Below are 13,933 nucleotides of genomic sequence, written 5' to 3' on the forward strand. Positions count from 1 at the left end.
AAGATTCGATGTCGAATCTGCACCGAGACTTGCATCGTGATCAAAAGGGGACTTTTTGAACAACCTCTACAATGTATTGTTATCCTTGGGCTTAGTAATATATTCGTTTAGCGTAAAGTTAATCCTCCCCAAGCTCTCCGACCGCTTCAAGCACCCGTTCGATATGGCCCTTCACTCGAATGTTGCGCCATTCCTGCGCCAGCTTCCCTTCCTCGTCAATGAGAAAGGTGGAGCGAACGACGCCCATGTACTCGCGGCCGAACATTTTTTTCCGCTGCCACACGCCGAACAGTTCGCATACGCGATGATCCGTATCCGACAGCAGCAAAAAAGGAAGCTCGTATTTGCCGATAAATTTCCGATGCTTCTCGATGTCGTCGGGGCTGATGCCGAGGACGACCGCATCGTGCCGCGCGAATTCCCCGTTGAAATCGCGGAAATCGCAAGACTCCTGCGTACAAGTCGGCGTCATGTCCTGCGGATAAAAGTAAAGGACGACCTTCTTGCCGCGGTAATCGCTTAGCGCTACCTCTTCTCCGTTCGAAGCCGGAAGCTTGAAATCGGGGATCCGTTCTCCGATTTGCACTTGTGACATCGTAACCACTCCTTATGCTTAGTCGATCCCTATTAATGCTATTATGATCCTGCGCCGCGGTAACGCCGCACGCCGATATTCCATGCCGTTAAGCCGAGCGCCAGGAACAAGACTCCCATCGCCGGCGTAAGCAACGCGAACGATTTCGTCACTTCCCGGTCGAGGAAAAACGCGGCGGGATAAACGCCGACAAACGCAAACGGCAAAATCCACGTCAAAACGATCTGGATGACCCGGTTATAGATCGTAATCGGATAGCGCCCGTAAGATTGAATGTTAAACATGAGCGGCAATATGCCCGTCGGCGCGTCCGAGAAAAATGAAATCGCCGTCAGTCCCGTATTAATGCCCATATAGATCATGACGGAACCGATGACCATGACGAGCAGCACCAGCGGGTCGTACCAATGGAACGGCAAGCCGAGTTGAGCCCAGCACACGCCCATAATGCCCAAGCCGACAAAAGAGCCGATAATGGCCGGGGGATCGATATTTTCCAGAAAAATTTGAAACAAGTTGTAGGCGGGACGGGTTAAAATGCGGTCCATCTCGCCTTTCGTAATATACCGTTCCGAGAACGCCCATAAGTTGACGAAACAGCTGAACACGCCGTAAGGCACCATAAAATAACCGTAAACGAACACAACTTCCAGCTCCGTCCAGCCTCCGAGCGTATCGGTATGCATGAAGACGACAAAGATGAAAATCAGATTCGTCGCTTGGAACAGAAGATCGGAAATGACTTCCACCCAGAAGTCGGCGCGGTAGGTAAGCCTTGTTTTCATGTAATTTTTCATGTATTCCCATACGAGTCCGATATAAAACATGACTTCAACCTCCCTGCACAAACAAACGCTTCCGCGCCCGGCGCCAAATCCAAATAATCGGCAAGATCAACACCGCGAACCAAACGAGCTGAATGCCGATGACGCTCCAAATGTCCGTCCCTTGCACTCTTCCGGTAAAAACCGAGCTTGGCAAATAAGTGATCGCCTGAAACGGCAAAAATTTCATGATCGCTTCCAGCCAGCCGGGAAAGAGCGAGATCGGCACGATGACGCCGGAGAACAAGTCGACCAGGACGCGCTTCATCCGCATCATCCCTTCGTTGTTCTCCACGAAGAACGCGAGCAAGCCGGTAAAAATGTTGATTTGCGAATTAATTAGAAAGCTGAGCAATAACATAAACATAAACGAAGTCCATGCCGTAACGTCGGTGGGCAAACGTACCGGAAAGAGCAGGCAAGCGATGATCATGCCAGGCACCATAAACAACAGCAGCCGGAACAATCCTTCGCCGAGCCCTTGCATCATTTTCACCAAAATATAATTGTACGGACGAATGAACTGAATCGCCACGCTGCCGTCGCGAATATCGTTCGCGATTTCCCGGTCCAAATTGTTGAAATAGAATGCGCGCGCCATCCAGGAGACGGCGACATAGGTCGTCATCTGGTCGGCCGTGAAGCCGCCGAGCTGCCCTTGCCCGCCGTAAATCGCTTGCCATGTAAAGTAGTAAACGCCGATGTTCAATGTATAAATTAAAATGCCGGTATAATAGTTCACGCGATAAGCAAGCATCATTAAAAATCGAATTCGAATAAAATCGAGATAAGCGCTAAACATGGGCGACGCTTCCTTCCTTTTCTTCCGTTTGCGATAATGTCTCTCCGTTTGCGTTGGAATCGCCCGCATCGGCGTTGCCCGATTTGTATATTTCACGTACGATATCGTCCGTGTTCGTCTCGACGATTTTCAGATCCCGAATGTCCGCCGTGCCAACGATCCGGCTAAGCACATCGGAAACGTTCACGTGCAGCGGAATCCATATTTTCGCAACATACTCATTCTCGGCAGACCAGGCGACCTCATAGCCTTGCGTAAGCTTCTGCAATTGTTCCAGGCGGAACGGAGCGGCGAATTGGAAATGAACCTCTCTTCCTTTGCCCCATTTCGCCTTTAATTGCTCCAAGCCTCCGTCGTAAATTATGTTCCCGTCATCGAGCATGATAACGCGCGAACAAAGCGCTTCAATATCCTGCAAATCATGCGTCGTGAGCAAAATCGTCGTCTCGTAACGCTGGTTCAACGATTTCAGAAAATCGCGAATTTCCGTTTTGACGACAATATCAAGGCCGATCGTCGGCTCGTCCAGAAATAAAATCGAAGGATTATGCAAGAGCGAAGCGACCAATTCGCAGCGCATCCGCTGGCCGAGGCTCAGCTTCCGCACCGGCCGGGTCAGCAAATCTTGCAGTTGGAGACGTTCCACCAACTCGTCCAGCCTTTGCTTGAACTCCTGTTCGGGAACGCGGTACACTTTGCGCAGCAATTGGAACGATTCGATGACGCCGATGTCCCACCATAGCTGACTGCGCTGGCCGAAGACGACGCCGATGCCGCGCACGAATTTTTCCCGGTCCTGGTACGGAACGTAACCGTTCACGCGAATATGGCCCGAGGTCGGCACGAGAATGCCTGTCAGCATTTTGATCGTCGTCGACTTGCCCGCCCCGTTCTCGCCGATATATCCGCATATTTCCCCGCGCGGAATTTGGAAAGATATGTCGTTAACGGCGGCGACCTCCCTATATTCTCGTTTAAAGAGATCGAGAAGCGCGCCTTTCAATCCTTCTCTGTTCTTTTGCACCTTAAAATTTTTGCGTAGATTTTCGACATCTATTGCAAGCATTCTGCCCCTCCTGCGTGTATGTGACCTGATTCGACAACCTTTATTTGATTGTATGCCGAAAAGAAACTATAATTTAATGATACATGAAAACCATTTTATTGCAAAAGAAAGGAATGGAAGAGAAAATTGTATGAGCAGAAAATCGAAAGTGAAAAAGAAACCTAGCGCGAAAAAGTGGATATGGACATCGGTGATCGCAGTATTCGCAATTATTTTGATTTTAGTCGGTCTTTATACAATTGATATAGTAAACGGTCTTAAAGGAATGAACAAAGCGGACGGGGAATCGATCTTCAAGAACGCCCCGAAACCGGCCGAAGAGGTCGGTCCTCCGAAATGGGAAGGAACGGAACGCGTCAACGTCCTGCTGCTGGGCGGCGATTCGCGCGGCCTGTCCAAAAACGAGGTGCCCCGCTCGGACTCGATGCTCGTCGCATCGGTCGATCCGGTCACGAAAAAAGCGCAATTGTTATCGGTGCTGCGCGATACGTACGTGTCGATTCCCGGCCATGGCAAAGACCGCATTAACGCAGCCCTCGCTTTGGGAGGGCCTGATCTGGCCATGAAGACGGTCAGCGATTTGCTCGGCGTGCCTGTTCAATATTATGTTTACGTCGATTTTAAAGGGTTCATCGCCTTGATCGACGCGATCGGCGGCATCGATTTCGAAGTCGAGAAGAATATGAGATATACGAGCAAAGCGGACAAACACGAATACGATATCAACCTGAAAAAAGGGATGCAGCATTTGGACGGCAACGCCGCGCTGCAATACGTTCGTTTCCGGCATGACGCCATGTCCGATTTCGCGCGGTCGGAGCGGCAGCGGGAATTTTTGAAGGCTGTGGCGGATAAAATGCTGTCCACCTGGTCGATCATTAAACTTCCCGATATTTTGAAGGAAGTCAATCCTTACATCGAGACGAATATGACGCTTGACGACATGTGGAAGCTGGCCGGCGTCGGCTATGACAGCAAGTTCGTCGCGAGCGAGCAAATCCCCCCGATGAATATGATCTCCGACATGAAAGTCGGCGGGGCGTCGGTATTGGCGGTACGGGACGAAGACAAGCTGAAGGAGTATGTGCAAGAGTTGTTTGCGAAAGCGGACGAACCGGCTTCGAATACGGATGCCGAAACGGTCGGCGCTGACGGCGGCGACGGCAGCAATGCGAGCAAAGACAGCGACGGCGGTACGGCGGGAGGCCGGCGCTAGGACGGCTGCAATGCGCTGACCCCGGCAAGATGCGACGGAGCTAGCGCCACGAGCGGCCTCGCGAAAGCGGGACGAAGCTAACGGCGCGATGCGCTTAGGCGACGCTGCACCAGCCATGAAGGAACGATTGTACCTTATTAGCGTTATGTTGGAGTCAATTATTGAGCACTCATCCATTAAATACAGCTGCTAAAGAACGAAGTTACCTTATTAACGAATTCCAATTCGCTAATAAGGTAACTTCATGCCGTATTTGCGCAAATAGCCACTAGCGTTGCATCGAGAAGTTGATAGCTTCGAAAACCCGCAATTGGAGTCTGCTTCATCATTCGCCACCGTTGATGGTACTGGCTTTATTGCGCATTTGGCGCTAACGAAACTGGCAATTCTTATTAGGCTCAAAATGAAGACGTCCCCATTCTAGCGAAAGTACGCATCGTTATTCATTGGAAATCGGCGGTTTTACCGCCTTTTTCCCCACATTAGCGTGTTTGAGTTTCGTTAGACATTGCAACATGATGATTTACAGGCTATTAGCGTGTATCAGTTTCGTTAGCCCGCTCGGGCCAATCGTCAGCCGCCAGCGGTATGATGAAGTGGACTCTGATCGCAGGCTTTACCTTTTTTACCTCATGGGAATCTTGCCAGCACGCTATACAGCTTCCATCACCTCTGCGGCAAATGATCGTTCAGGACTGCATGCAGCAATCCAATCCCGCTTCGAATGTATTAAACCCTGACTTTCCAGCATCTGAACGAGGGGGATTTTCACAGAGGGCAGACAAAATCGATATTGAAAATAAGGAGAAAGTGACATGAATCGAACCAAATCGGAACAGCATTATGAGACGGCCCTCCGTCATATTGTCGGCGGCGTAAACAGTCCGTCGCGCTCTTTCAAGGCTGTGGGCGGCGGCGCGCCGGTATTCATGAAGCGCGGGCAAGGCGCCTATTTCTGGGACGTCGACGGCAACAAGTATATCGACTACTTGGCGGCGTACGGGCCGATCATAACCGGCCATGCGCACCCGCATGTCACGGCGGCGATCGTGCGCGCCGCCGAGAACGGCACGCTGTACGGCACGCCGACCGAATGGGAGAACCAATTCGCGCAGATGATCAAGGCAGCGATTCCGTCGCTGGACAAAGTCCGCTTCGTCAACTCCGGCACGGAAGCGGTCATGACGACGATCCGCGTGGCGCGCGCTTATACGAAGCGCGCCAAAATCATTAAATTTGCCGGCTGCTATCACGGGCATTCCGATCTGGTGCTTGTCGCGGCCGGCTCCGGCCCGTCCACGCTCGGCATTCCGGACAGCGCCGGCATCCCGGTAAGCATTGCGCAGGAAGTCATCACCGTGCCTTTCAACGATCTGGACGCGCTGCACGCCGCGCTGGAACGTTGGGGCGACGATGTGGCCGCGGTCATGGTGGAACCGATTGTCGGCAATTTCGGCATGGTGATGCCGCATCAAGGCTTCCTCGAAGGCGTATGCCGGCTGGCCCGTGAACATGGCGCCCTTGTCATTTACGACGAGGTCATCTGCGCCTTCCGTTTCCATTACGGCGCCGCGCAAACGTACGGCGCCTTCGCCGACCATGCCGCGATCGAGCCGGACTTGACCGCGCTCGGCAAAATTATCGGCGGCGGCTTGCCGATCGGCGCCTACGGCGGCCGCAAGCAAGTCATGGAGCAGGTCGCTCCGCTCGGTCCGGCGTATCAGGCAGGCACGATGGCGGGCAATCCCGCCTCGATCCAAGCCGGCATCGCCTGTCTGGAGGTGCTGCAGACGCCGGGCGTATACGAGCGAATGGACCTGCTTGCGGCAGCCCTTGCCGACGGTCTCCAAGCGGCTGCCGATAAACATGGCATCCCGCTGACGATTAACCGGATTCGCGGGTCGTTGTCGACCCACTTCTGCGATCATCCGGTCACCAATTACGAGGAAGCGCAAAATACGGACGGCGAGCGATTCGCCGCATTCTTCCGCCATATGCTCGATCAAGGCATTTGCCTCGCCCCGTCCAAATACGAGGCGTGGTTTCTAACCACCGAGCATACGGAAGACGATATCGCGCAAACGATCGCGGCGGCGGACAAAGCTTTCGCGCGCATGAACAGCTAAGCCGACGAACGAAAAAACCTTTATTCACGTTAGTACTTTTCATGTGAATAAAGGTTTTTATTTTATCGGAGAAAGCCGTATCCGATCCAATACGTCGCCCGAACAGCTCCGCCGCTATGCCGCCCTGCCGGTACCGCAGGATACAGCCTCGCATACTCCTCCTCCATCGCTTGAAACAAAGCTTTCACGGCGGCCGGTTTCGCTTGCCCTTGAAGCGCATTGCCCGCCCCGACCCGCTTCACGCTGTACATAAAATCCCGAACGCTCGGATATTGGCAAGTATGCCGCTGCAAGCGCCAATCGAATGTCCGTTCCGGAACGTTTTCACCGGTCTTGAGCGCCAGCGCCTCTCTCCATTGCTCCCCGCCGCGAAAGGTTTGGCCATGAGCGATGTGCGGCAAGCCAAGCCGGCGCTCCGCGGCGGCGAACGCTTCGTGCAGTTCTGCGAAAGTGCCCGGAGCAAAGGTAGCGAAGGCGAGAATCCCCTTGAGATTCAGCATGCTTCGCAGGGCGGCGCAAGTTGCCGCTGGCGCGTTGAACCATTGAAAGACGGCGTTGGAAATAATAAGATCGAACGGCTGTCCCGCGTACGCCGCCGCCCATTCTTCCGCATCGGCCACGATCAGTTCCGTATGGCGTCCGATTCCTGCAGCGTCCAGCTTCCATCTCGTGCGCTCCGCCATTTCTTCGCATAAATCGATGGCAACGAGCCGCGCATCGGGATATTGCCGGACGATTCGTTCCGTGAGCAATCCCGTACCGCAGCCGATTTCCAGAATGCGGCGCGTCGTCGTCCCGCTCGCCAGCTTCGCCGTGTCCGCAAGAAGCCGTTCCGCCATTATTCGTTGCACGAGCGCATACCGGTCGTATTCATGCGCATGCCTGTTGAAATGTTTGCGAACGAGCCGCTTATCGATGATGTTCATGCGCAAATCCTCCCCTGATCTTCCCGATAAACTTGTCCCGCTGTGTCAGGAACGGCGCATGTCCCGCCCCCGGAAACAGAAGTACCGGAGTCTCTCCGCAAGCCGCCGGCAGCGCGCCCGGCAAGCAAACCGCATCGTCGGTTCCATGCATCCGGATGAGGCGAATCGGGCGCAGCTTCGACTCCCACGCCCCCCATCGGGCCGTCAAGTCGGTTTCCAGCAAATAGCGCAACCCGGCATCCAGGCCCTCGTCGCTGAATTCTGCGTCGTCATCGATGCGATGCCCGGCTTCCCGTTCTTCCGCCGACAACATAAACGAAGCAAATTGCCGCAGCGTCCCTTCCCGATCGGTACGAAGCCCGCTCCTCATTCGTTCCAGTACCCGTGCAGGCCAGCCTTTGGCGCGATCCGGATGGGAAAAGCGCAGCGTTGTCGAGACGAGAGCGACGGACCTGATATGAAGCGTCGTCTCGCGCTGTTCGGCGGCCCGCTCGAGCAATTGCTCCAATACGAGCATGCCGCCCATCGACCATGCGACGATATGCCAATCTCCCGGCTGTTGCCGGGGCAACTCCAGCATGGCCGAGCGGATCGTCCCGCGCAAGTCGTCAACGGTCCGACATTTGCCAAAGTGTATATAGTGATGCCGATACTCCGGCATTTCTTTCGCGAGATCGGCCCATATTTTCGAGCTCGATCCCCAGCCGTGAATCCATAAGATATGACGGCTTGGCGGCGCAAAGCGTCGGTTCATGGCACGATCCCCATTCTGCGGCCGACGGCCGCGATCCGTTCGACCGCCCATTGCAAATCTTGCAACCGATGCGTCGCCATGACGGTAAAACGGATGCGCGCCGCCCCTTCCGGAACGGTCGGCGGCCGAATCGCCACGGCTGCGATGCCTTCCGCTTGCAATGCGGCGCCAAAATCGACGGCCCGCGCGTTATCGCCCAGCAGCAGCGGTATAATATGGGATTCGCTATCCCCCGTATCGAATCCGCATTCGTTCAACGCGCGGCGAAACCAGGCCGCACGTTGAAACAGCGCTTCGCGCCGCCACGGCTCGCTGCGGATCGTCAGCCAGTTGGCGCGGACGGCGGACATCACAATCGGCGGCAGGGCGGTATTGTATATCAATGTGCGAGCCTTATTGATCAAATATTGTATGAGCACCGCATCGCCCGCCACATAAGCACCGCATGCGCCGTACGCTTTGCTGAACGTGCCCATCTGCACGTCCACCCTCCGCTGCAAACCGAGCGCATGCGCGAGCCCTTGCCCTTCTTCGCCGTAAACGCCCCCGCTATGCGCCTCGTCAACCATCAAAATCGCCCCGTATCGTTCCTTGAGTTCAACCAACTCCGGCAATGGAGCCGTCGTTCCGTCCATACTGAATACCGCATCCGTAACGATCAATTTCTTCGCTCCGGCCGGAACGCTGCGCAGCATCCGCTCCAACTGGCCGATATCGCGATGGCGATAACGGCTGCATTTCGCGCGGCTGAGCGCAATCCCGTCCACTATGCTTGCGTGGTTCAAGCGGTCGCTGAACACATAGTCTCCCCGACCGGCCAGAGCGCTGATGACGCCCACATTCGCCATATATCCGCTGCTGAAGACGAGGCTGCTCTCCGTTCCTTTGTAAGCCGCAAATTCACGTTCAAACCGGTCGTATACCGGATCGTTGCCCGTAATGAGACGGGATGCGCCGGCTCCGAGCCTCATACCGGCATCTCCCTCTTCCGCTCCGTCCGTGCCGTTCGGCAATGGATTGGAAAGGCCCAAATAATGATTGGACGCCAAATTCAACATGCGGCGGCCCGATCGTTCGATCCAGCCCCCTTCCAACCATCCGGTCGGCTCCAAGCGCCGGTATTGATTGCGCTCCGACAATTGCCGCAGCTCATCCCTCATCCATTGCCATCGATCCGTTCCTTCCATGCGATGCTCTCCTTCCCGGCCGACCCCATATGCCTATAGCGCGCATAGCTCGATTTCAAAGCCGAGGTCCTCGATCATGCGATGATCGGCGGTCGCCTCTTGCCCTTCCGTCGTTAAATAATCGCCGACGAATACCGAATTGGCCGCATACAGCGCCAGCGCCTGCAAGGAACGAAGATTCACTTCGCGGCCGCCTGAAGCCCGTATCTCCTTATCCGGATAAATGAATCTGAATAAGGCAAGCACCTTTAAGCATTTCCGCGGGTTCAAATGGCTGTCTTTTTCCAGCGGCGTCCCCGGAATCGGGATGAGAAAATTGACCGGGATCGAGTCCGCATCCAATTCGCGCAGCGCAAAAGCGACATCCGCAATTTGCTCGTCCGATTCTCCCATGCCGACGATGCAGCCCGAGCATGGAGACATCCCCGCCGTCTTCGCTTGCTCTACCGTACGCACGCGATCGTCATATGTATGTGTCGTCGTGATGTTCGCAAAATGGCTTGCGCTCGTATTCAAATTGTGATTGTAACGGTCTACTCCCGCTTCCTTCAATCGCGCCGCCTGATCGTCGGATAAAATGCCGAGACATGCGCATATTTTCAGCGGCATCGTCGCCTTGATCTCCTTGACGGCCTCCACCACTTGCTCCACTTCCCGCTTCGTCGGTCCTCTGCCGCTCGCCACGATGCAGTAGGTTCCCGCTTTCCACTCCATCGCTTTGCGCGCCCCATCCACCAGCACGTCTTTCTCGAGCAGCGGATATTTCGACACGGGGGCCGAAGAGACGATCGATTGGGAACAATAACCGCAATCCTCGGGACAGAGTCCGCTTTTCGCATTGACAATCAAATTCAATTTTACTTTTTTGCCGAAATAATGTTTGCGGACTCGAAATGCGGCATGCATCAAAGGAAGCAGTTCGTCGTCGTCGGCTTCAAGCACGCTAAGCGCTTCCTCTTTCGTTAACCGTTCGCCTTGCAAAGCTTTGTCGGCATAATGATTCCAGTTCGGTTCCAGTTTGATCATCGTTCATTCTCCCATCCGTTTATGATTGCATTCATATCGACTCGTTCCGTTATGCAAGTTACCCATCGTTGCCATGCGGGCGATTTCCCTGTCTCGCTTACGCCGCCCCGTTCGTATCGTTCCGCCGCGCGCGGAGCTTCCGAATCCGATGGCTCCAGCCAAGGCAGCATTCCGATGACCGGAACTTGCGAGAACGTTTCGATCATCATGGCATTTTCCGTTATGCCGCGTTCCTCTCCGGCCCGGCAGCCGTTCAGAATGACGCCTGCCATCGCCAGCCCCTGCCGTCGCGCATAGTCAACGGTCAACAGCGTATGGTTCACCGTGCCCAGTCCCGGGCGGGCGACGATCAACAGCGGCAGCCCGAGCGCCGCAGCCAAATCGGCGACCAGATGACGCTCCGTCAGCGGGACCGCCAAACCTCCGGCTCCCTCGACAATCCAGAAACAGCCGTCCTCCAGCCGGTCCGATCCTTCGCGCGCCAGCCGCTCGAAATCGATCTCCTTGCCCGCACGGCGGGCCGCCATCCAGGGAGCCAGCGGCTCCGGCAAAGTGACGGACGCGATATCTTCTTCCTTCTGTCCGTACCCGCTCCCGCCTCCGAATAACAAACGGCTGCTGTCCGCATCGGGACTGCCCATCCGCACCCCGCTCTGCACCGGTTTCCATAACCGGATTTCCGGCCAATGCCGGGAGGCGGTCAAACGCAGCGCCGCAGCCAATCCCGAAGCGACCTGCGTCTTGCCGACATCGGTATCGGTCCCGGTTACAAAAATGCCACGCCGTCTTTTGTTCATCCGTTAACACCTCATTATTTTGTCTTAATCATAATTTATTGTCAACCATTTTAATTGTATTTTTGGTTAACAATATGTGCGTACCATTTTACTACATTAGAACGTTCCTTTTCTACTTCGAAAATGAGTTCAATAGAAAAAGCACGAACTTACCGAGTCGCCTCGTTAAGCTCGTGCCCATTTTCGGTTACACGCTTATGTTTTACATTATATAGTCCGAAGAAACTCTATTTTACGACGCTTCCCCCGTACAAGAACCGATACTCCCAATGTTTGCCCTTAATCGTATCCGTGCGAACGCCGCCGGATGTCTTGGAATAGGTATGCAGTATCTTTCCTTCCCCTAAATAAATGCCTACGTGAGTAATGCGTTCTTTATCCCATTGCATATTCGCATAGGAAGAAGCTTTCGTTCCTTTATAGGACGAGAAGAACATTAAGTCTCCGCGCTTTAATTCGCTGATGCTCTTTTTCACCGTGCTGTTCTGACGAATCCAATTTCCTTGCTTGCGGGAATCGGTAGGCAGCGTAATCCCGATCGCTTCTTTAAACGCTTGCCGGACAAAAGCGGAGCAATCGAACGTTTTCGTGGAATTCCGGTTCGATCCGAATTCGTACGGCGTGCCTAAATATTTCATGCCTGTCGAGATGACTTTCTCTATTTTCTCGGAAGCCGTTCCCGCCGCCGGTTTTTCCGCCGGCTTGTCCGACGGTTGCTCAGGCGTTACGGAGCCGCCGGCTACCGTCATATATTTCGAGCTTGTGCTCATGTAACCGACATTCCCGAGTCCATCGCGTACTTTATACCAAGCGCTGTTCTCCTGACCGAGAATTGTAACCTGTTCTCCCTTTTTCATCAGACGAACAACGGATCCTGACAGTGACGGTTTGTTTCGTAGATTAACCGATGCTTTTACCGTTCCCGTTTGTGCGCTGCTTGCAGCGATTGCCGCCGATTGCGCTGCCGGCTGCGTCGCAGCCGCCGCCGTCGCTGCGTAAGCTTGTCCCACCAAAGATACGAGAAGTAACCCCATTAACAGTTTTTTCATACGAACCTCCTGATTGATGCATCCTCTTAGATGTTTTTTAGTGAAAGCTAACCTGTCTCATCCTATCAAACTACCAAAATATGCTATGTATGTTATCACCTCACATTTCTGTCTCGTAAATTATTATAATTTTGTAACCTTTTCGTTTCCATGCGACCTTTTTCGCAAAATTCGACAAAAAAAGGACCTAAGTCCCATTAATCCATCATTAAACATTGGCAATATTGGTAAAAAGTAATAGATTATAAAAAGACCGCGGAAACAAATCGTTCCAGCGATCCTTATGCTAGGTCTATTAGTTATCAGGATAGGTCGAGTTTTGAGCTGCACGCGCTTCGAATCAGTCGATTTTATTCGAAATTTCATACACGTATCGCAATTTGTTTCCGTTAGCCGCGAAATCGTCCCTATATGCCTAAAAAACAAAAAAACCGGCTATTCGAGAATAACCGGTCAAGGCAAATATGCGCTGCATTATTGATTAATGAAAACGATTTTCGATTGGCCGCCGCTCTCGACGCTGAACCCGAGCCCGTCGGCCAGGACGCGGAGCGGCACGTACGTTTTAAGTTCATTGCCTGTTTGCTGCACAAACGGCGGCGCATCGATTGCGATCGGGCTGCCGTTCAATGTCATCGCAGCGGAACCGACGGTCAGGACTAATTCCCTGTCCCGGTAAGCAATCGTTGCGGCGGTTGCCGCCAACCATAATTGCAATGAGCGTCGCCGATTCGATATCGCACCGCGCTTGCGCTGCCGTTCCCGTAAACAGTTCGGTGCGCGGATCGGGCAGCTTCGCCTGAATATCGTCCATCGCAATTCGGCGTTGTTCCTTAATCGCTGCTATGTAATTTTTGAAGCCTTCGCTTGTAAGTCCTAAAATCCCGTAATTTCGCAATGCGGCGCGGCCGCGAAACAACGCCTGTTCATAGATGCGCTCCGCGAAACCGTAAGCCTTCGATCGTTCGATCGGGTTCGTCCGCCATGTACGGTTCGAAACCGGCTGCCACCGAATCCCCGAAAACGACGCTAGTGGCGTTTGCTGCGGCCACAAGGCGCATGAACAGTCGCCGCCACAATCGCGGAGAGGCCGAGAATCATAACGGCAACCAGCGCCCCCGCCGTTATGCCTTGAAGCCTCTTATTCCTACGCTTCCACACGCTCTTCATCCGCACACTCAATCCGCGAGAACGCCGGTTATTCGCCGGCCTCTTCCTTATCGCCCCGATCCTTCACCCGGTCTTTCACCCGGGACATATACCGGTCGTACCGATCGTCGATTTCTTGGGCCATCATACGGTATTTCCGCGTTTCTTCCACGATCGGATCGAGCTGCGTTTGAATCCGGATTTCGTACTTGGGGACGATCCGTTTGCGCTGCTCTTGTTCCCGATCCGATTCCTTCATCTCGCCGTCGGTTAATATTTCCGTTATTTTCCGCTCCATTTCGTGTTCATTCATGTCCGTAACCTCCTTCATTGGGAACGCAAATTCGCGTCCGCGTCAAAGGTAGTTTGGGCTTAATTCGCCCGCTTTATGAACAAAGCCTCGGGACGATCGGGCA

14 protein-coding genes are annotated in these 13,933 nt (G+C 53.9%); 2 read left to right on the forward strand and 12 right to left on the reverse strand.

From position 1 onward, the window contains the following. Positions 1-118: 118 nt before the first annotated feature. The 4 genes from bcp to LQ229_RS06540 are packed head-to-tail and all read right to left on the reverse strand — an operon-like array spanning position 119 to position 3,287. Positions 119-595: a thioredoxin-dependent thiol peroxidase gene (gene bcp, locus LQ229_RS06525; protein WP_216539013.1), complete on the reverse strand. Its 477-nt coding sequence runs from the start codon at positions 593-595 to the stop codon at positions 119-121. A 41-nt stretch (positions 596-636) separates the two neighbouring features. Continuing rightward, a complete protein-coding gene (locus LQ229_RS06530; RefSeq protein WP_216539014.1) occupies positions 637-1,422 on the reverse strand; it encodes an ABC-2 family transporter protein in 786 nt (261 codons plus the stop codon). Between the two features lie 4 nt (positions 1,423-1,426). Beyond that, positions 1,427-2,221 (reverse strand): ABC-2 family transporter protein, encoded by a 795-nt coding sequence (locus tag LQ229_RS06535; protein WP_216539015.1) that lies wholly within the window; start codon positions 2,219-2,221, stop codon positions 1,427-1,429. Beyond that, on the reverse strand, positions 2,214-3,287 hold the full coding sequence (locus LQ229_RS06540; protein ID WP_216539016.1) for an ABC transporter ATP-binding protein: 1,074 nt from the start codon (positions 3,285-3,287) through the stop codon (positions 2,214-2,216). The genes LQ229_RS06535 and LQ229_RS06540 overlap by 8 nt, the downstream gene beginning before the upstream one ends. 130 nt (positions 3,288-3,417) lie before the next feature. Between LQ229_RS06540 and LQ229_RS06545 the strand changes: the two genes are divergently transcribed. Both LQ229_RS06545 and LQ229_RS06550 read left to right on the forward strand, forming a co-directional pair. Beyond that, positions 3,418-4,503, forward strand: a complete 1,086-nt coding sequence (locus tag LQ229_RS06545; protein WP_230191226.1) for an LCP family protein — start codon at positions 3,418-3,420, stop codon at positions 4,501-4,503. An 815-nt stretch (positions 4,504-5,318) separates the two neighbouring features. Further along, positions 5,319-6,629, forward strand: a complete 1,311-nt coding sequence (locus LQ229_RS06550; protein WP_216539018.1) for a glutamate-1-semialdehyde 2,1-aminomutase — start codon at positions 5,319-5,321, stop codon at positions 6,627-6,629. Positions 6,630-6,691: 62 nt separating this feature from the next. Here the strand turns inward: LQ229_RS06550 and LQ229_RS06555 are convergent, their stop codons facing one another. From LQ229_RS06555 to LQ229_RS06590, 8 genes are all read right to left on the reverse strand, one after another. Further along, complete coding sequence (locus tag LQ229_RS06555) at positions 6,692-7,555, reverse strand: methyltransferase domain-containing protein (protein ID WP_216539019.1); 864 nt, start codon at positions 7,553-7,555, stop codon at positions 6,692-6,694. Beyond that, positions 7,539-8,309, reverse strand: a complete 771-nt coding sequence (locus LQ229_RS06560) for an alpha/beta hydrolase (protein ID WP_230191227.1) — start codon at positions 8,307-8,309, stop codon at positions 7,539-7,541. Before LQ229_RS06560 ends, LQ229_RS06555 begins: the two co-directional genes overlap by 17 nt. After that, positions 8,306-9,496 carry an 8-amino-7-oxononanoate synthase gene (gene bioF / locus LQ229_RS06565; RefSeq protein WP_230191228.1) on the reverse strand — a complete coding sequence of 397 codons (1,191 nt, stop codon included), beginning with the start codon at positions 9,494-9,496 and terminating at the stop codon, positions 8,306-8,308. Before bioF ends, LQ229_RS06560 begins: the two co-directional genes overlap by 4 nt. Before the next feature lie 33 nt (positions 9,497-9,529). Next, positions 9,530-10,522 carry a biotin synthase BioB gene (gene bioB / locus LQ229_RS06570; RefSeq protein ID WP_216539021.1) on the reverse strand — a complete coding sequence of 331 codons (993 nt, stop codon included), beginning with the start codon at positions 10,520-10,522 and terminating at the stop codon, positions 9,530-9,532. Further along, positions 10,519-11,319, reverse strand: a complete 801-nt coding sequence (bioD, locus tag LQ229_RS06575) for a dethiobiotin synthase (RefSeq protein WP_216539022.1) — start codon at positions 11,317-11,319, stop codon at positions 10,519-10,521. The genes bioB and bioD overlap by 4 nt, the downstream gene beginning before the upstream one ends. A gap of 227 nt (positions 11,320-11,546) precedes the next feature. Then, positions 11,547-12,368 carry an SH3 domain-containing C40 family peptidase gene (locus tag LQ229_RS06580; protein ID WP_230191229.1) on the reverse strand — a complete coding sequence of 274 codons (822 nt, stop codon included), beginning with the start codon at positions 12,366-12,368 and terminating at the stop codon, positions 11,547-11,549. 474 nt (positions 12,369-12,842) lie between these two features. Further along, entirely contained in the window at positions 12,843-13,085 is a 243-nt protein-coding gene (locus tag LQ229_RS06585; RefSeq protein WP_216539024.1) for a copper amine oxidase N-terminal domain-containing protein, read from the reverse strand. Positions 13,086-13,566: 481 nt separating this feature from the next. Beyond that, entirely contained in the window at positions 13,567-13,830 is a 264-nt protein-coding gene (locus LQ229_RS06590; protein ID WP_216539025.1) for a hypothetical protein, read from the reverse strand. Between the last annotated feature and the right edge of the window lie 103 nt (positions 13,831-13,933).

The organism is Paenibacillus sp. CECT 9249, assembly GCF_918697855.1.
GTDB lineage: Bacteria > Bacillota > Bacilli > Paenibacillales > Paenibacillaceae > MSJ-34.